This window comes from Halotolerantifilum yawarlongkerapense, assembly GCF_054506745.1.
Genome location: NZ_CP199719.1, coordinates 1,911,133 through 1,928,974 on the forward strand (window position 1 = coordinate 1,911,133; position 17,842 = coordinate 1,928,974).

The 17,842-nt window shown below is 51.3% G+C and carries 18 protein-coding genes; 13 read left to right on the forward strand and 5 right to left on the reverse strand.

The features are described 5' to 3' along the window. The first annotated feature begins 38 nt into the window (after positions 1–38). Positions 39–2,024 (forward strand): methyl-accepting chemotaxis protein, encoded by a 1,986-nt coding sequence (locus ACULM0_RS09385; protein ID WP_463677290.1) that lies wholly within the window; start codon positions 39–41, stop codon positions 2,022–2,024. 136 nt (positions 2,025–2,160) lie between these two features. Further along, positions 2,161–2,790 (forward strand): 50S ribosomal protein L25, encoded by a 630-nt coding sequence (locus tag ACULM0_RS09390; RefSeq protein WP_463677291.1) that lies wholly within the window; start codon positions 2,161–2,163, stop codon positions 2,788–2,790. Positions 2,791–2,844: 54 nt separating this feature from the next. Here ACULM0_RS09390 and ACULM0_RS09395 read toward each other — a convergent pair whose 3' ends face one another. Beyond that, entirely contained in the window at positions 2,845–3,798 is a 954-nt protein-coding gene (locus ACULM0_RS09395; RefSeq protein WP_463677292.1) for a D-2-hydroxyacid dehydrogenase, read from the reverse strand. A 73-nt stretch (positions 3,799–3,871) separates the two neighbouring features. Here ACULM0_RS09395 and ACULM0_RS09400 point away from each other — a divergent pair, with 73 nt between their 5' ends. Next, positions 3,872–4,498, forward strand: coding sequence for an HAD family hydrolase (locus tag ACULM0_RS09400; RefSeq protein WP_463677293.1), 627 nt, complete (start codon positions 3,872–3,874; stop codon positions 4,496–4,498). Here ACULM0_RS09400 and ACULM0_RS09405 read toward each other — a convergent pair. Beyond that, the gene (locus tag ACULM0_RS09405; protein WP_463677294.1) at positions 4,488–5,387 is read right to left on the reverse strand and encodes an SMR family transporter; all 900 of its coding nucleotides are present in this window, start codon (positions 5,385–5,387) and stop codon (positions 4,488–4,490) included. The two genes, ACULM0_RS09400 and ACULM0_RS09405, sit on opposite strands and share 11 nt — an antisense overlap. Positions 5,388–5,449: 62 nt before the next feature. On the opposite strand from ACULM0_RS09405, the gene ACULM0_RS09410 reads away from it, so the two are divergent. The 8 genes from ACULM0_RS09410 (at position 5,450) to ACULM0_RS09445 (ending at position 13,615) form a co-directional block, all read left to right on the forward strand. Continuing rightward, positions 5,450–5,719, forward strand: a complete 270-nt coding sequence (locus ACULM0_RS09410) for a LysO family transporter (RefSeq protein WP_463677295.1) — start codon at positions 5,450–5,452, stop codon at positions 5,717–5,719. Continuing rightward, a complete protein-coding gene (locus ACULM0_RS09415) occupies positions 5,716–6,315 on the forward strand; it encodes a LysO family transporter (RefSeq protein ID WP_463677296.1) in 600 nt (199 codons plus the stop codon). Before ACULM0_RS09410 ends, ACULM0_RS09415 begins: the two co-directional genes overlap by 4 nt. Before the next feature lie 200 nt (positions 6,316–6,515). After that, on the forward strand, positions 6,516–7,658 hold the full coding sequence (locus ACULM0_RS09420) for a hypothetical protein (protein ID WP_463677297.1): 1,143 nt from the start codon (positions 6,516–6,518) through the stop codon (positions 7,656–7,658). 71 nt (positions 7,659–7,729) lie between these two features. Beyond that, positions 7,730–9,223 (forward strand): hypothetical protein, encoded by a 1,494-nt coding sequence (locus ACULM0_RS09425; RefSeq protein WP_463677298.1) that lies wholly within the window; start codon positions 7,730–7,732, stop codon positions 9,221–9,223. A 303-nt stretch (positions 9,224–9,526) separates the two neighbouring features. Further along, a complete protein-coding gene (gene arcA, locus ACULM0_RS09430; protein ID WP_463677299.1) occupies positions 9,527–10,762 on the forward strand; it encodes an arginine deiminase in 1,236 nt (411 codons plus the stop codon). A 37-nt stretch (positions 10,763–10,799) separates the two neighbouring features. Then, complete coding sequence (gene argF, locus ACULM0_RS09435; protein ID WP_463677300.1) at positions 10,800–11,792, forward strand: ornithine carbamoyltransferase; 993 nt, start codon at positions 10,800–10,802, stop codon at positions 11,790–11,792. Between the two features lie 73 nt (positions 11,793–11,865). Continuing rightward, positions 11,866–12,807, forward strand: a complete 942-nt coding sequence (arcC, locus tag ACULM0_RS09440) for a carbamate kinase (RefSeq protein WP_463679876.1) — start codon at positions 11,866–11,868, stop codon at positions 12,805–12,807. A 10-nt stretch (positions 12,808–12,817) separates the two neighbouring features. Then, on the forward strand, positions 12,818–13,615 hold the full coding sequence (locus ACULM0_RS09445) for a TrmB family transcriptional regulator (protein ID WP_463677301.1): 798 nt from the start codon (positions 12,818–12,820) through the stop codon (positions 13,613–13,615). A gap of 19 nt (positions 13,616–13,634) precedes the next feature. Here the strand turns inward: ACULM0_RS09445 and ACULM0_RS09450 are convergent, their stop codons facing one another. Then, a complete protein-coding gene (locus tag ACULM0_RS09450) occupies positions 13,635–13,859 on the reverse strand; it encodes a hypothetical protein (protein WP_463677302.1) in 225 nt (74 codons plus the stop codon). A 145-nt stretch (positions 13,860–14,004) separates the two neighbouring features. Here ACULM0_RS09450 and hisC point away from each other — a divergent pair, with 145 nt between their 5' ends. Continuing rightward, positions 14,005–15,120, forward strand: a complete 1,116-nt coding sequence (gene hisC, locus ACULM0_RS09455) for a histidinol-phosphate transaminase (protein ID WP_463677303.1) — start codon at positions 14,005–14,007, stop codon at positions 15,118–15,120. A gap of 36 nt (positions 15,121–15,156) precedes the next feature. Continuing rightward, positions 15,157–15,603 (forward strand): GNAT family N-acetyltransferase, encoded by a 447-nt coding sequence (locus tag ACULM0_RS09460; RefSeq protein WP_463677304.1) that lies wholly within the window; start codon positions 15,157–15,159, stop codon positions 15,601–15,603. Between the two features lie 58 nt (positions 15,604–15,661). Here ACULM0_RS09460 and ACULM0_RS09465 read toward each other — a convergent pair whose 3' ends face one another. Together ACULM0_RS09465 and yfcC are read right to left on the reverse strand one after the other, a co-directional pair. Next, entirely contained in the window at positions 15,662–16,066 is a 405-nt protein-coding gene (locus ACULM0_RS09465) for a C-GCAxxG-C-C family protein (protein WP_463677305.1), read from the reverse strand. A gap of 121 nt (positions 16,067–16,187) precedes the next feature. Next, entirely contained in the window at positions 16,188–17,690 is a 1,503-nt protein-coding gene (gene yfcC, locus ACULM0_RS09470) for a putative basic amino acid antiporter YfcC (protein WP_463677306.1), read from the reverse strand. Positions 17,691–17,842: the final 152 nt, after the last annotated feature.

The window sequence follows — 17,842 nt, forward strand, 5'->3', positions numbered from 1 at the left end:
CGGCTATCTGAGGAATACAGACCAAGGGGGGCACTACATTGCAACTAAAGACCAAAGGGAAGACGATTTTAGCTTTCATTTTATTGCTCGTGATTCCGATCACGACACTGGGCGTCATTGTTTACAACGCATCCTATAACCAACTATTCGATCAATATACAGAAGAAGCGAGCAACTATGCGGATGAGGTGAAAAATAGCCTCGATACGGAATTTTTCATGTATGAGAAGTACCTGGAGAATCTGGCTCGTGATGAGCGGTTCATCAACGTGCGGAGTTTCGCAACAAACCAAGTGCAGGTATACAAAAAACTGGACAATACACTGGATACATATCCGGATGTCATGAACGCCTACATGGCAACGGAAGACAAGGTCATGATGCTTAGACCGCAGCAATCTCTTCCCGAGGGCTACGACCCTACGGAACGCGGGTGGTACATCGCGGCAGTCGAACAGGATCAGATCGTCTGGACGGATCCCTATGAAGACGCGTCTTCTGGTGATCTCGTCGTGACCGTAGCGGCACCGGTGAAAAAGGGAAATGCCCTGCAGGGTGTTGTGGCCCTCGACCTGAGCCTATCGACACTCAATCAAAACGTCAGTGAAAAGGTGATTGGAGATAGCGGGTACTTCACGATTCTCACCGCCAATGGTTTCACAATCACCCATCCAAATCCCGACGTGGTGGGATTGGTTCTAGGTGAGGATGTCGATGCAGGAGAACTCAACGACTTCGTCAAGCAATCAGACAGTCTGAACATCATGTACGATTTCAATGGTGCCCACAAGATTGCCAACATGTCGATACTGGATAACGGGTGGCGTCTGATCAGCACCTTTGAAGAGCAAGAGATCGTGGACAATACGCAGGCTGTTCGTAATATCACCTTGGTGGTGGGCCTCGCCGCAATCGCGATCGGCATCTTTTTCGCCTTGATCTATGCGAACCGTATGGTGGCCCCGATCCAAGCGATCACCAAGAGTGTGCAGGTGGTGGAGTCTGGTGATTTCACGGACCGGATCGACAATAAATTCAAAGACGAATTCCACGATCTCGCCGAGCACTTTAACTCCATGCTCGATCAGGTATCGGGGCTCATTAAAAACGTGCTTTCAGAAGCCGAGCGAATCAAAGAATCCTCAGAAACCCTAGCTGCTACTTCGGAGCAGACGGCCGCCTCTACGGATGAAGTGATGCGTGCGGTGGATGATATCGCAAACGGTACGAATGCACAGGCAGAGGACATCGAGAAGATGGCCAGCCTCGTATCTACTTTCGATCATAAGCTCAGAGGACTTCTTGAATCGTCTGACACGATGTTGAATGAGACGGAAGGCGTCATGGGACAAAATGAAAAGGGCATCAATGCCGTTCGTACGCTGCAAGAGAATACGGAGAAGAACAATAAAGCTATCGGAGATATTTCTACGGTCATCGATAACCTGAACAACCAGACGGCTGACATCGGAAAAATCTCCAATACCATCAGCGAGATCGCCGAGCAGACCAATCTCTTGGCGCTGAATGCCTCGATTGAAGCGGCTAGAGCCGGTGAAGCGGGACGCGGATTTGCCGTGGTGGCCGAGGAGATCCGCAAGCTCGCGGAACAAACCTCTAACGCAACGGAGAACATCAACGGGATCATCTCGGAGATCAAGAGCCAAGGTGACAAGGCATCGACAGCGATGGATCTCGTGGAAGCCATGACGGGTGACCAGACGGCATCTGTTAACGAGGTGAACACGACCTTTGGTGAGATTTCCACTTCCATTGAGATGCTGAGCACAAAGATCCGTGAGATGAGCGGATCGATCAAAGAGCTCGATAACGATAAAAACGAGATCGTGGCTTCTGTTGAAAGTGTATCGGCTGTTTCAGAAGAAACGGCAGCCTCTACAGAAGAGGTCAGTGCTTCTGTGACACAACAGACAGATGCCGTGCAAAGTGTCGCGGGTCTGGCGAATGAGCTCAACGAAGTAGCGGTGACGCTCTCGAAAGAAACACAAAAATTCAAGGTCTAAAGTGCTTGATCGTCAGAAGGGGCTGGCTTCCGGCCTCTTTTTACGATTTTTGTTTGAAATGGATGGCGATTTGGGGTAGAATGAAGAGTAGATGATTTCGTGTAAAAATTTTTTAGAAAATACAGGAGGTAAGAAGATGGTTACTGAAACAGTAAAAGTATTCGATCGTGACGTGACGGGTTCACGTAAAGTGAAGTACCTCAGGAAAGACGGATTTGTTCCGGCGGTTCTATACGGTGCACACATTGAAAACAGAAACTTAAAAGTGAACATGAAGGACATGGATAAGTTCCTCAAGCGTCACGGATCAGGTTCAAGCTTGAACCTCGAGATCGATGGGGAAAAGATCTTTGCTCTCGTGAAAGACGTTCAGCGTGATGTGGTAAAGGGTAAACTCCGCCACATCGACTTCCAGGGCCTGACGGCCGGCGAAGCCATCCGCGTACGTATTCCGCTGTACTTCGTTGGCAAGGGCAAGCTCCCTCAGACGAGTGTTGTCCAAGAGCTTCTGCACGAAGTAGAGCTCAAGCTTCTCCCGAAAGATCTTATCGAATCGATCGAAGTGGACGTAAGCGGTCTTGAGTTCGGCGAAGCCCTTACGATTGCAGATCTTTCTGTTGCTTCAAACGAAGATATTGAAGTCCTGACGGACCTCAACACGACGATTGCCACACTCATCGGTGCCGACAAAGAGATCGAGCCCGAAGAAGAGACGGACGAGACTTTCGAAGTGCCTGTTATCGGCGAAGAAGACGACGAAGAGTAAATACACAAAAAGAAGCGCCTGCTCTCGCAGGCGCTTTTTGTATGGAGTGGTTTTCTAGTAACCGACGTTCAGATCGATCTGGTTGATCATTTCCTCATAGTGCCCTTTGATAAACAGCGGCAGGTTGACCCCGATCACCTCGAGGCACTTCTCCAGATAGTTGACGGACTCACCGCAGATGTGGGGCGTCATGATGACATTCTCGAGATGCCACAGTGGACTATCTTCCGGGAGGGGTTCCTCAAAAAAGACATCACCTATGAAAGAAATATGCTCTTCCGTTAGTTTTTGAATCAAAGCCTCTTCATCGACGGTCTTACCCCGGCCGATGTTCATAAAGGTGGCGCCCATTTTCATGGCACGGAAGTGCTCGGTCCCGATCAATTTTTCGGTCTGCGGGATATAGGGAAGCAGATTGATAACAAAGTCGGCTTCTGAGAAGGCACGGAGCATGTCCACGTCGCTGTACAAGGTATCAACATAGGACACCTTCTCGGGAGAACGCTTGACACCGATCACACGCATGCCCATGAGCGATGCTTTTTTCGCCACCTCGCGGCCGATGGCCCCGAGACCCAGGATAGCGACGGTTTTGCCGTTGATCTCATCTTGCGGGATGTTGCGGATCCATTCTCTTTTCAACTGATTGCGATGCATCACGAAGAAGTTGCGTTGTTTCGCGATCATCATCCCCACGGCATACTCAGCCATGTGGACGCGATGGATACCCTTGGCGTTGGTCAGGATGAGGTTGCGCTCGTTCATCTTCTCGATGGGGTATTTGTCCACACCTGCGCGCAGGCACTGAACCCATTCTAGGTTCTCTCCCATTTCGAGCATCTTTTCTGTGAAGGGGATCGTGATCAGACCTGTAGCGGTCGGGAGCTCACCCAGGAGTTCCTCTTCGCTCTCGACGTAGTGAATTTCAATCTCGTCGGTCAGTTTGGTAAAATAACGAGTAAAGGCAGTTTTATCGTAATAGGCGGTATAGACAACTAACTTTTTCACACGAACTCACATCCTTTCGATATACTTATTGTATCGCAACACGAAAGACTTCACCAGTAGGAGGAGAGAGAAAATGATCAAGGGTATCCTTTTTGATTTCGACGGGACGTTAATCGATACCAATGCACTGATCCGAGAGAGCATGGACCATGTTTCCAGAATCTATCGCGGAACAGATTGTACGGAAGAAGAAATCCAGACGCTCTGGGGTAAGCCGCTCTATGAGCAGATGGCGGCACTCGCAGAGAGACAAATCGATCGGATGGTCGAAGATTATCGCGCTCACTACCGTGAGATGCGAGAAGAACGAACGGCAATTTTCCGTGGCATCAAGGAGTTGATCGAAGCTTTGCACAAAAGAGGTATCCGCATGGCTATTCTTTCGAACAAGGGGAGCAGTGGGATCCACCATGGGCTCGAAGCTTTCGATCTGAACCATTATTTTGACCCGGTGCTATCATCGGAGGATGTGAAAAATAGAAAACCGGATCCAGAGGGCGCCCGGTTGATCCTAGAGCGGTGGGGTTACTCGCCGGATGAGGTGTTTCTGGTTGGCGACAGTATTAACGATTTGAGAGCAGCTCGCGCCGCCGGTGTCGAATCTGTGCTGGTGGGGTGGAGTGTTGTAGCGATTTCTCGTGCAGAATACGACCACAAGATCGATCGACCCGAGGAACTACTCGAACTGATCAACGATTGAGCAAAAAAAGGGCCACGATCGTGAGCCCAACGGCGATGCGTTCACGCGAGGCCAAACGTTCTTTGAAGAACAGGCCGCTGGCCACTAGGATCAGGCTCATGCTCAAGGAGCTGAAAAGAGCAAAGGCCACGGAGGTTTTTACGGTTTCCAGCGATTGGATCAAAAAGTGGGAGGAGAACAGGTTGAAGGTCCCCACGATCACCCCATACTGGAGGGCGCGTGGATCGAAAGCACTCTTTTGGGTGAGAAGGCGTGAACCGCTGATGAGTAGGGCCGTTCCGAAAACAGCCACGAGAAAGAGCGGCTTATCGGGCATCGCGGCGTACTGTTGGAATATTTTGTTGAAAAACTCCGCCATGCCACCCACGATAAATAGAAAGAGAAGTGTCGCTTTGATCTCGAAATTACTTTGACGCGGTGCGGCATTGACCAGTACAATGGCAACGAGGGATAAAAAGATAGCCGTCCACTGAAGGCCCGTGGGAAACTCTTTCCACAGGATCACGGAGACCAGCATAGGCACCAAAATGCCAAGTTTTGAGAACATACCGGTGAGGCTGGCTCCGAAATGACGCACGTTGTGCTGGTAGAGCATAAAAGAACCGTAGAAAAAGATCCCGGTGACCATACCGAGGAGCAGTGCGTACATCTGGCTATCGGCTCCCGTGAGATGACCGCCCTGTGCAATGGTCTTAAAAATGGTGGGTAGGCTGGCTCCGGTAAGCACTATAGTCGTTTGCCCGCTGATCAGGAAAAAACTGGCGATCAATGTGGCCGCTAAGTAGTTGAAGGTCGTGACGGCTTGACGGTGGAGGTCTTTGGATTCTGTGATTTTGAAAACCAATGCGATGGAGGAAGAGCATAGAATGGCTAGCATGAGATAGAGCATAGGCGGAACCTCCTGGGCTTCATGATTAAATAGGAAAGGGATTGATACAGATGTGGAGTATTTTGATCGTACTATTGATCGGCATCGCCGTGGGTACGTTTTTCAACTGGACGGAAAAGATGAAAGCTGCCAACGCGCGCTTCCAGTACATCGGTGTGATGCTACTGTTGTTCACCATGGGCGTGGGCATCGGAGCCAATGGCGAGCTGCTCTCAAAAATTTGGGAGATGGGCTATTTATCGCTAACCTTTGCGTTAACAACGTCCTTATTCAGTATACTGATTGTCTACCTCATTAGCAATCATGTGGTGAAGAGAGGAGGGAAAGTATGACAATAGCGATCCTTTTATCGGTGTTGGCCGGAGCCCTCTTCGGGTTTTACGTGTTCCCTCAGGAGTTGGCTGTACATATGAATCTCTTTACGACCATCGCGCTCAACCTACTGATCTTTTCCGTGGGGATCGATGTGGGAATCAACCGTGGTGTCTTCAAAGAGTTGAAAAAGCACGGCTGGTTGATCTTGATGATCCCAGCGTCGATCATCGTGGGTAGTGCCCTGGGTGGACTGTTGACAGGGTTTCTCTTTCAGATGCCAGCGAATCTTTCGCTTTCTGTGGCAGCGGGCTACGGGTGGTACAGCCTGTCTGGCATTCTCCTGAGCAATTTACACACCCCGGAAATCGGAACCGTAGCTTTTTTAACCAACGTCTTCCGGGAGCTTTTCACGGTCATGACCATCCCCTTCATCGCCAAGCACTTGAACCACTATACGACCATAGCTCCTGCTGGTGCCACCAGCATGGACTCTACACTCCCGATCATATCAAACTATACGGGACCGGAGATCGCCGTGATCTCCTTCTTCAACGGGGCCCTCTTGACAGCACTCGTCCCCGTGCTCGTCCCCTTCTTCTATTATTTGGGTTAATGGGACCTCGTTGTACGGAGTCTCGTGATTGTTAACGAGAGGCTTTTGTTGTACAGACAATACTGACCCTTTGGTCTGAGTCTCTAAGCAACAAAGAAACCTGTTGAGTTCCTTTATATCGGGTAAGAATACCACGATTGTTACGATTCATTCTGACCTAGCCAAAAACATGTTTGAGTTGCCAGGGGGGTGAAACAAGGGTGAGAAAAATGCTTCAAAATAGTGTGGATGACCATCTTTTGGGAACGATCAAAGAGATTAAACAGTATTTATCCGAATCTCCGTTGAAAGAAATCGTAACATTATTTGTATTCTCCAGATTATTATGCATGATCGTTGGATATCTTGTTTTTTACAGTCACTATCCGGGGGTTCCTTTTGCGCCACCGGGCTATGTAGAAACAGGTCAGGGAACATTGGATTGGGGTTTGCTGAATCTATTCAGTTTTTACGACAATGCGAATTATTTGAGGATTGCTCAGTTCGGCTATACAGAACGACTAACCGTCTTTTTCCCCTTATATCCACTCTTGATCCGATTGTTAGGGGGGAGCCTGCTTGCGTCGGTGTTGATTTCCAACATAGCCTTCTTTTTTGCATTAACTATCGTTTATAAATCTCTTGGTAGTCGCGTGGCGAAATTACTGTCTTTCTCTCCGGTCACGATCTTTTTCATGTCGGGTTACTCGGAGAGTCTCTTCTTACTTTTATCCGTAGTTTGTTTGATTGCTTTAGACCGGAAGAAATACCTATGGGCTACAATTTTTGCAGCGCTATCTTTTCTGTCCAGATCGACCGGGCTCATCTTAATTCTATTGGTCCCCATGATTATGCTAGTGAGAAAAGAAAAATTTCGTAAGATTATCACCCTCAATGCGTTAGCCTCGCCATTATGGTTGAGTTATCCCCTTTTCTTATATATCAATTACGGCGACTTCGCTTCTCCGTCTACAAACAATCTGAAATACTTTTCGCGCAAACTCTCTTTTCCTTTGATTGGGATTTGGAATGATATTCAGGGCTTTCTCGAGGGTGCTCTTGATATGAGTTGGTTATTAGTGGTTTTCCTTTCTATACTGGCGGTTTTTTATGCTTTCAACGCATTGTTCAAAGAAAAGAATGCACTTTATTCATCCTATATGCTTTTGTATCTATTGTTTGTAACGTCTTACCCCATAACAAGTCCTTATTTACCGGCAAGCCATGGTTTGATTCGGTATCTTTTCGGGGCGATTTCAATTTACAAGCAAGATGAAAAGCACTTCAGACTGTTTCTCATCATCAACATATTTCTAATGATCGTCATAACGGCTCTTGTTGCACTCAAAATGTTTATCGCTTGATTGTTGTGACAGATCAGTAGTTCGCATTATCTTACTGCTTCTAGGAAAAGGGGAAAGGGTTGGTCTATCGAATGAAAAATTCCAAACATGTTCCTGTGGCATTGTTTTTCCTTTTGGCTAGCCTTGGGCTTTTAACTCAGAATAGGCTGTCCGATCCTGATTACTTCTGGCATCTGAAAGTAGGGGAGTACATCTGGGCGACAAGGAGTGTACCCAAGACCAATGTCTTTGGATACTTTGACCAGTTGAAATTTTTCTCACATGAATGGCTTTTCGATGCAGTGCTCTTTCAGTTTAAGAACCAACTGGGTGACTGGGGTGTTTATCTCTTTCTGGGATTGAACATTTCGATATTTCTATTCCTTTTGTACAAGATTCTCATGGTGAGAACGAAACGACCGTTTTTCTCGCTGGCTCTCTCGGGCTTTACAACCATCCTGATGATCGTGCCCTTCTTTCAACCGAGACCACAGATCGTTTCCTATAATATCTTGCTTACGTTATTATTGATTCTACATACATCCTTTGATCGACTGACATCAAAGTTCTTTTCCTTGGCAATTCTCATTGTGCTGATTGTCAATCAACATGCAGGCTTCTACCCATTATTGTTTCTGGTCATGGGGATTTATACCTTTGGGGCGTTTGCTGAGAAGTTATGGAAGAGCCATTCTTTTCAAAGGGCTCTTCGCTCGATTACAAGACCAATGGTCGTGATTATGGGGCTACTTCCTTTCGTTGTGATCAACCCCTACGGGGTGGAAATCTACACCTATCCTTTCCGCGTCATGATGGACGAGGGAACCTATCATATTCTCGAGTGGAAGCCACTCTTCCAAAGCGGTGTGAACCCGGTATTTCTAACAGTCATCTTACTCGTGTTCGCGGTCCTAATTCTTTCAAAAAATCGAATCAAGGTCTCGGACTTTATCTTTGTCATGTTGTTTTTCACCTTGGCCCTGAACAGTGCCCGCCATTTCGCCCTCTTTGTAATCTTTGCATCGATCGCAATCGCCCTTCCCCTGTCGGATTTCGTACGATATGCTAAGGAAAAACTTTTTGCCTTCTTATCGCGTAGCGAAGATCGAAGGAGGAAGTTCCTCGTGGTGGTCCTCTGCCTGGATGTTCTATTGGTGGGTACGGTCGTCTATATGATGGTATCTGATAGACCTTTGTTTGCGGATCAAGAGGTCTCTGCTTCCGCTTCTCGTTACCCCGATGATGCGATGGCCTATATGGAGGACAATGCGTTGGATCTGGAGAATCGAAGGCTTTTCAACTCCTACGATTGGGGTGGGTATTTGATCTATCACGATTTCAAGGTCTTTATCGATGGTCGGGCGGATGTCTATTTAAAGACCATCAATAAGGACTCTCGGGTCTTCGATGACTATATTGCGATCACGACGGTCAAGGATGGTTGGGAAGGCCTACTCGACAAATACGAAGTGGTGTTTATCTTGTATCATCCGAAGAGTACCTTGACCAAACTGCTGCGGGTAAATGACGACTGGCAGGTGATTTACGAAGACAAGACCGCCATCTTATTCGAGCGGAAGGAATAGGAAGATGATTTCCACGAAATGGTTTCGCCCACTATTCTGTTTAAAGGAAATTTCTGAAAAAAGTTAAGGTGTATAAGTATTCGTATATTCATGCATATGCAAACATAAAAACCGTTAGAGCCCGCTGAACTCAGTCGTTTAGAAGCTGAGGTCAGCGGTTTTGTTTTTTCTTTACGCTTGGCGACGCATGTTTATAAGCGAGGGGTCTTCGGGATGACTTGACAGCGTTTTCCCAATCATTCTATACTAAGGGTGATAGGTACTCACCACTGAGGTGGTTAGCAATACGAAAGGGGTAGGAACATGTCAACAAAAAAAGGTTTGAATGTCTACTCGGAAATTGGTCGACTCAAGAAAGTACTCTTGCACCGACCGGGGAAGGAAATCGAGAATCTGACACCGGATTTGATGGACCGTCTGCTTTTCGATGACATTCCGTACTTGAAAGTTGCGCGGGAAGAACACGATTATTTCGCCAATGTCTTGAGGGAAAGCGGAGCCGAAGTACTGTACCTGGAGGATATGGCCGCCGAGGCACTCGAGGATCCAGGGGTCAAAGAGGCCTTCATCGCAGAATATGTCCAAGAATCGGGCATCTTCAGCGACAAGAAGCGTGATCTCGTGGCTTCTTACCTGCATGACTTCGGATCGAACAAAGACATGGTGGACAAGATGATGGAGGGGATCCGCAAAGAGGAGGTCGCCGATTACCGCATCAAATCCTTGGGTGATCTAGTGGATTCGAACTACCCCTTTATCGTGGATCCCATGCCCAACCTTTACTTCACCCGTGATCCCTTTGCCACGATCGGTCATGGCGTCAGCCTCAACCACATGCGGACCGTCACGCGCAACCGGGAGACCCTGTTCGCCAAGTACATTTTCAACCATCATCCTGAGTTCGATGGCATCGAATTGCCCTTCTGGTACCGCCGCGAAGAAAAGGGATCCATCGAGGGCGGCGACGAGCTCGTTCTGTCCCAGCGCGTACTGGCCATCGGCATCTCGGAACGAACCGACGCAGTGGCCGTGGAGAAAATCGCCAAGCGACTATTCGACGCAGGAGAGACCTTTGAGGTGATCCTGGCCTTCAACATCCCCAAGAAGCGCGCCTTCATGCACCTCGATACCGTCTTCACCATGGTGGACCACGACAAGTTCACCATCCACCCGGAGATCGAAGGCCCCCTCAACATCTTCAGCATCACCCGCGGCCAAGAACCAGGGAAAATCAGCATCGTAGAAGAAACCATGGAACTCGAGGACATCCTGAAGAAATACCTCGAGCTCGATTCCGTGTCCTTGATCCGCTGTGGAAACGGCAACATGATCGACGCCGGCCGCGAGCAGTGGAACGACGGCTCCAACACCCTGGCCATCGCACCGGCTGAAGTGGTCGTATATTCCAGAAACCACGTGACAAACCAACTGCTCGAGGACCACGGTATCAAACTGCACGTCATTCCATCTAGTGAACTCTCACGCGGACGTGGTGGCCCGCGCTGCATGAGCATGCCCCTCTACCGCGAGGATATTTAACAAGCAACCATCGAACCAAAAATAAGGAGGCATTCAAATGGCTGTCAATCTCAGAGGACGATCGTTTATCACCCTGAAGGACTTTACACCCGAAGAGATCAACTACATGCTCGATCTCTCCAAAGACCTCAAAGCAAAAAAACGCGCCGGCATCCGCGGCGAACTGCTCGAGCGCAAGAATGTTGTGCTTTTATTCGAAAAAACATCGACGCGCACACGCTGTGCCTTTGAAGTCGCCGCCTACGACGAGGGCGGTAACGTCACCTTCTTGACCAACTCCCAGATGGGGAAGAAGGAAAGCGTTGAGGACACCGCCAAGGTACTCGGCCGTTACTACGACGGGATCGAGTTCCGCGGCTTCAAGCAAGATACAGTCGAGCAGCTTGCCAAGCACGCCGGCGTACCCGTGTGGAACGGCCTCACGGACCTCTACCATCCCACGCAGATCCTGGCTGACTTTCTGACCGTCAAGGAACACGTGGATAAGCCGCTCAATAAAGTGAAATTTGTCTATGTGGGCGATGCCCGCAACAACATGGGGAATTCTCTCATGATCGGCGCCGCCAAAATGGGCATGGACTTTATGGCCTTAGCACCCAAGGAACTCTGGCCCGCTGAAGCGCTCGTGAAGGAAATGCGCGAAGTGGCCAAGGAGACCGGTGCGACGATCACGCTCACGGATAATGTGAACGACGTGAAGGGTGCCGATGTCCTCTACACCGACGTATGGGTGTCCATGGGAGAAGAAGACCAGTTCGCCGAGCGCATCGAGCTGCTCAAGGACTACCAGGTCAACATGGAGATGGTCAAGAAGACCGAGAACGACAATGTGATCTTCCTCCACTGTCTACCCTCCTTCCACGATACCGACACCATCGTGGGGGCCGAGATCAAAGAGAAGTTCGGTCTCGACGCCATGGAGGTCAGCGACGAAGTCTTCCGTTCTAAGCATGCCAAGGTCTTCGACGAAGCAGAGAATCGCATGCACACCATCAAGGCCGTCATGGTCGCTACCATCGGCAACCTATAAGAACAAGATAAGACGGCAGGAGCGATCCTGCTGTCTCCTTTTCCAACCAACAGAAGGAGGAATCGACATGGAGATGAAAGACAAGATTGTGGTGGCCCTCGGGGGGAACGCCCTGGGGAAGACACCCGTTGAACAGTTGGAGCTTGTGAAGCACACCGCGAAGCCCATCGTGGACCTGATCGAAGACGGTCACGAGGTCGTGATCGCCCACGGAAACGGACCCCAGGTCGGCATGATCAACCTGGCCATGGAAACGGCCTCCCATTCTGAAGCGGGCACACCCGAGATGCCCTTCCCCGAATGCGGGGCCATGAGCCAAGGATACATCGGCTACCACCTCCAGAACGCCATTCGCGAGGAGCTGAAGAAGCGGAGCATGGATATCCCCGTGGCCACCGTGATCACCCAGGTGATCGTCGACGAGGCAGACCCGGCCTTCAAGAATCCCAGCAAGCCTGTCGGGGCCTTCTACAGCAAGGAAGAAGCCGATGTCCTTTCGCAAGATAAGGGATACATCATGCGGGAAGACGCCGGTCGCGGCTGGCGACGGGTGGTGCCCTCGCCGATCCCCGTGGACGTGGCGGAAAAAGAAACGGTGAAGACCCTTGTGGCCGCCGGTCATATCGTGATCACCGTCGGTGGCGGTGGAATCCCAGTGGTGGAAAAAGGCCACAGCCTCGTGGGCGTGCCCGCCGTCATCGACAAGGACTTCGCCAGCGAGAAGATGGCCGAGATTCTGGATGCCGACTATTTGATCATCTTGACGGCCGTGGAAAAAGTGGCCCTCCACTTTGGTACACCTGAAGAAAAGTGGCTTTCTGAGATCAGTCTGGACGAAGCACAAGGGTACGTGGACGAGGGTCACTTCGCCCCCGGCTCCATGCTTCCCAAGGTCCAGGCGGCCATGCGCTTCGCGGCTTCTAAACCGGGACGCAAATCCCTGATCACCTCCCTCGAGCGGGCGAAAGACGGCATTGCCGGCAGAACCGGCACTATGATCGTCAACGGAAAGTAGCGGACCTATCGTGGCTTCTGATGCGCTGCTCGCCAAGATGAGTCATTTTGGACTCAACAAGTACGAAGCCAAAGCCTATCTGGCCCTCCTGCAGAAAGCCAACGTGACAGCCTACGAACTCGGCAAGCTCTCAGGGGTACCCCAGGGAAAAATCTACGAGGCCATGGCCAAACTTCTCGAGAAGAACCTCGTGAACGTCATCTCCGAGGATCCAGTCAAGTACATCGCCGTGTCCTTCGATGACTACATCGATCAGTACAACGAGGATATGCAACAGGCGGGGGACTATCTGAAGACCCAGATGAAAAAAATCAAGCAACCGGAGACTGTGAGCCATATGCTCCATCTAGACGGTAACCAGTCCATCGAACAGAAGCTCTACGATATGATTCGGGAGGCAGAGGCCTTTATCTACCTCGAGACCTGGGGCGAGACCTACGACCGGTTGATCCCCGTGCTAAGGGAACGTGCTTCCGAAGGCGTCGAGGTGGTGACGGTGGTCTTTGGTGAGGTACAGGAGGAAATCGGCACTGTCTACTACCACCAGATGGCTGGTATGGAGAAGAACACCCGCGACTTCGGCAATTGGTTCACCATCGTGGTGGATGGTGAACAGTCTCTCTTCGCGACGGAAGAAGAGGGTGAACACCAGGCGATCTGGACGCGGAACAAGGCCTTTATGCTCATGGCCGAGTCCTTCATTTTGCATGATATCTTTCTCTGTGAGATCTACAGGGCTTTTGGGCCACAGTTAGACGAACGGTTTGGCCCCAACCTGGGGCGTCTACGCGAAAAGTACAACCTATGAGAAAATCACCGGGAGCCGATTAGGATCGGGAGCCCGGTGATTTTTTCTCTCGGATGAAGTTAACGGCGAACCAAAGGACCAACAGCCCAATGCTCGTGTAAATGTAGCCATTGTTCGAGTCGATGGGGCAGACGCCCGGCGGTAGGGCACGCTGCACACTGATCACCCGATATCCCGTGTAAGCGGTGAAGCCGAGGGCCAGTGCAAAGAGTATACGATCGAGCCACAACCAATTGATCATCATTATCACTTCCTCCCCATCAGGATACCACAGAATTGAGAAAAAGAACAGATACGTGGCGCTGGGAAGGGTGCGTTGTAAAAAGTAAGTCGGTCTGTCTGAAAGTTTGGTATAATGGGGCTAGAAATTGCATTGGAGGGGATAATTGATGTCAAAGAAACTTTTTAGAAAAGAGCTCGCGACCCTGAAGCCTTATGTGCCGGGAAAACCGATCGAAGCTGTGAAAAAAGAGTTCGGTCTGGAGCGGATCGTGAAGCTCGCGTCCAACGAAAATCCGCTGGGTCCGTCACCAAAGGCCATCGAGGCCATCAAAAGCGAGGCAGAACGAGTGCACCTCTATCCGGACCCCGGCGCCATGGCGCTGAGGGAAGTGCTGGAGCAGAAGTTCGGCATTCCGGGAGAGCACATCGTGCTCGGCAACGGTGGTGAGGAGCTGATCAAGCTCATCGCACAGGCTTTCATCGAAGAAGGCGACGAGGCCATCATGGGCCTCCCCTCCTTCTCGCTCTATGAAATTGCCGTCTCCCACATGGGCGGTGTCTGCCATCAGGTGCCGCTCACAAAAGACCTCAAGCACGATTTCGCGGCCTTCGAAAAGAAGTTGTCCGCCAAGACAAAGCTGGTCTTCATCTGCAACCCCAACAACCCCACGGGGAACATCATGTCCGAGAAGGAAGTGGAAGGTTTCGTCGCCAAGCTTCCCGAGGACGTGGTCCTGATCATGGACGAGGCTTACTTCGAGTACGCGCGTTTCAACGAAGCCTACCCCAATGGTCTGGACATCCTGGCCAAGCGTCCGAATACGATCGTTCTCCGGACACTGTCCAAGGTAGCTGGCATCGCCGGCGTGCGTATTGGTTACGCCTTTACCTCACCTGAAATTGCCACCGAGATCAACAAAGTGCGCGGGGTTTTCAATGTCAACCGCTTGGCCCAGGCGGCGGCCTGTGCTGCCCTGCAGGATGAAGACCACATCGACAAGACCGTAGCGCTCAACAAGGAGAGTCTCGACGCCATGATGGCCTACTTCGACGAGAAGGGACTTCCCTACGCACCGGCCGATGCCAACTTTGTGTTCGTGGATACCAAGCGCGATTCTCGCGTGGTCTTTGATAAACTACAGCGCATGGGCGTGATCATGCGGCCGGGTTTCCTCTGGGGCTACGATACCTACATGCGCGTGAGCTCCGGCACGATGGAACAAACGGAGATCTTTATCGAGGCCATGGAAGAGGTCCTCGCAGCGGTCGATACCATCAAATGATCTGCCGAAGGTAGTTCCCGGAAGGAGGTGATAGCGATGCGATGGGTACTCAAACGATTTGACGAGCTCAGCACGATGGAACTCTATGAAATTCTCAAGGTCAGAACCGATGTCTTTGTGGTCGAACAAACCTGTCCCTATCCTGAACTCGATGGAAAAGACCCGGAGAGTTATCACCTCTACGGCATCCAGGGGGAGGAGATTGTGGCCTACCTCCGGATTCTGCCGAAGGGTGTGAGCTACGACGAGATCAGCATCGGACGCGTGCTCGTGGCCGAACACGCCCGCGGGCGTGGTTATGGACGCGAACTGATGAAGGAAGCGATCAGGATTATTGAGGAGGATTTTGGTGAAAGGACGATCCGACTCTCGGCCCAGGCCTACCTGGAAGCTTTTTACACGGAAATCGGCTTCAAACGGGTGTCCCCAACTTATGTAGAGGACGGGATCCCGCACATGGATATGCTGTACGAAAAGGCATAAGAAAAGGAGGGTGCATGGACATGCACCCTCCTTTCTCTTATGGTCCTCGTCCGGTGGGTCAAGCGATCCCCCGGTCCCCGAGAAAGGCCTCGAGCACCTCGGCCACCTTGAGAATCAGGGGTGTACAGCCCTCTTCCTCGGTACGCCAGTCTTCCTTGAGGACCGTGCAGTTCGTGCTCGGGTGCACCTCGCTCCCCAGCCGCGCCAGGAAGGCCGGGATAGCTTCCTCGAGCGCAGGGCTCTCGTGCGCCTTTCCCTCGCTGTAGAGGGCGCTCAGGGCTGCCACGGCACCGGTGATGGCACCGCAGAAGTCCCCGGTCATCACGCCACCGCCAAAACCGGACATCAGGCGGAAAGAGCTTTCCTCCAGTTTAAGGTCATAGCGGTCATCAGCGTAGCGCAGCAGGGTTTCGGCGCAGTTGTATCCCTCCTCCCGAAGGGATCGGATCTTGGATTCGTTCATGGCTCATCGCTCCGTTTCTTCATAGAGAACAGCAAAAATCGTTGTGGTACTTCCAGCATACCATATCCACGGGAAAATGACCCTGCCGAGGCAAGGTCATTTTTCTTTCAGCGAGCTAGTTTTAATTGAACCCGATGAGTACACCCAAGATCACGAAGACAGAGCCGAAGACGGCCAGGAGCGCCTGGAACTTGATCTGGAACTTGAACCACTTGGACCAGTCCAGACGAGCGATCCCCAGGACACCCATGAGGACCCCTGATGTGGGGACGATCATGTTCGTGAAGCCATCACCGAGCTGGAAGGCCAAGACGGCCACCTGGCGCGTCACGCCCACGAGATCGGCAAGGGGGGCCATGATCGGCATGGTGAGGGCCGCCTGCCCGGAGCCTGAGACCACGAAGAAATTGAAGACGGACTGGAAGAGATACATGAACCAGGCCGAGAGATAGGCGGGCATAGAGCCTAGTCCGCCGGCGATCCAGTTGAGGATGGTGTTGAGGACCGTGGGCGACCCGGCGTCGGAACCACCGAGCACCAGGACGATCCCCTTGGCCATACCGACGACGAGGGCAGCGCCGAGTAGGTCGGACGCACCCTGTCTGAAGCCCACGGCGATGTCATTGACCCTCATATCGTTGAGCTTGAAGATCACACCGATGATCCCCGAGGCAAGACCCATGAGGAAGAACTGGGTGGCGATTTCCGGTAGATAGTAGGCGTGCTCCATAACACCCCATACGATCCAGACGATCCCCAGAAGGATCGTGATGAGAACCAGGGCGTGTCCCGTCTCGAACTGGATGTCCATCTCACGCTTTTCTTCCATATCGTTTCGGAAGTACACATCGCTTTCGTAGGCGATGGAGCTCCTTGGGTTGGCTTTGATCTTGCGCGCGTAGTTCAATGTGTAGGCGATCCCGAGCAGTGTGAAGAAGGCCCACATACCCATCCGGAAACCGGCGCCCGACAGCACGGGCACATTGGAGACACCCTGGGCGATGGCCACGCTGAAGGGGTTCATCCAGCTCGTGCCGAAACCGATCTGCGTGGCGATGTAGGTGACGAAGATGCCCGTGATGGAGTCGTAGCCCAGGCCCACGACGATGGGAATGATGATCATGGCGAAGGCCATGGCCTCCTCGCCCATTCCAAAGATCGCGCCCCCGAGGCTGAAGAGAAAGAAGAGGATCGGTAGCAGCAGGATATCCCTACCCTGTGTATGCTCGATCATGCGGAAGAGCCCCGCCTCCACGGCGTTGGTCTTCAGGATGATCCCGAAGGCTCCCCCGATCACCAGGATAAAGGCCACGACACCGACGGCCGATCCCCACTTGGATCCGCTCACGAGGCCTTCGAAGACGTAGTTGGAGAAACCGACGCCCCCGAAGGGTTCGAAGAAACTGATACCGTTTGTCAGGGCTTCGCCCGACTCGTTATACTCGAGGGAGAAGGAATCCCCCACGGGAACGGTGCGGGTCTTTTCAGTACCCCCATCCATATAAGTGACATTTTCCATTTCGAAAGACCCCACTGGGATGAGGTAAGTCAAGAGCGCGGCGAAAAGAACGACGAAAAAGATGATGACGTAGGTGTCCGGCATGGACCATTTCTTCTTTGACATAAATACCCTCCTTAATTGGTTTCGGGTTTTATTATCGCAAGTTCGATGCCAAAGCGAATGGCCGGGAGAAGGGCGACTTTTGAAAAGCTTTACCATTGGAAAAAAGAAAAAGGTGGTTACTGGTGAAATGCAACCACCAATAACCACCGATA

Coding starts and splice junctions, on each gene's coding strand:
- ACULM0_RS09460 (WP_463677304.1), top strand. CDS start 15,157: ATGCGATGGGTACTCAAACGATTTGACGAGCTCAGCACGATGGAACTC.
- hisC (WP_463677303.1), top strand. CDS start 14,005: ATGTCAAAGAAACTTTTTAGAAAAGAGCTCGCGACCCTGAAGCCTTAT.
- ACULM0_RS09450 (WP_463677302.1), bottom strand. CDS start 13,859: ATGATGATCAATTGGTTGTGGCTCGATCGTATACTCTTTGCACTGGCC.
- ACULM0_RS09415 (WP_463677296.1), top strand. CDS start 5,716: ATGACAATAGCGATCCTTTTATCGGTGTTGGCCGGAGCCCTCTTCGGG.
- arcC (WP_463679876.1), top strand. CDS start 11,866: ATGAAAGACAAGATTGTGGTGGCCCTCGGGGGGAACGCCCTGGGGAAG.
- arcA (WP_463677299.1), top strand. CDS start 9,527: ATGTCAACAAAAAAAGGTTTGAATGTCTACTCGGAAATTGGTCGACTC.
- yfcC (WP_463677306.1), bottom strand. CDS start 17,690: ATGTCAAAGAAGAAATGGTCCATGCCGGACACCTACGTCATCATCTTT.
- argF (WP_463677300.1), top strand. CDS start 10,800: ATGGCTGTCAATCTCAGAGGACGATCGTTTATCACCCTGAAGGACTTT.
- ACULM0_RS09400 (WP_463677293.1), top strand. CDS start 3,872: ATGATCAAGGGTATCCTTTTTGATTTCGACGGGACGTTAATCGATACC.
- ACULM0_RS09425 (WP_463677298.1), top strand. CDS start 7,730: ATGAAAAATTCCAAACATGTTCCTGTGGCATTGTTTTTCCTTTTGGCT.
- ACULM0_RS09465 (WP_463677305.1), bottom strand. CDS start 16,066: ATGAACGAATCCAAGATCCGATCCCTTCGGGAGGAGGGATACAACTGC.
- ACULM0_RS09405 (WP_463677294.1), bottom strand. CDS start 5,387: ATGCTCTATCTCATGCTAGCCATTCTATGCTCTTCCTCCATCGCATTG.
- ACULM0_RS09390 (WP_463677291.1), top strand. CDS start 2,161: ATGGTTACTGAAACAGTAAAAGTATTCGATCGTGACGTGACGGGTTCA.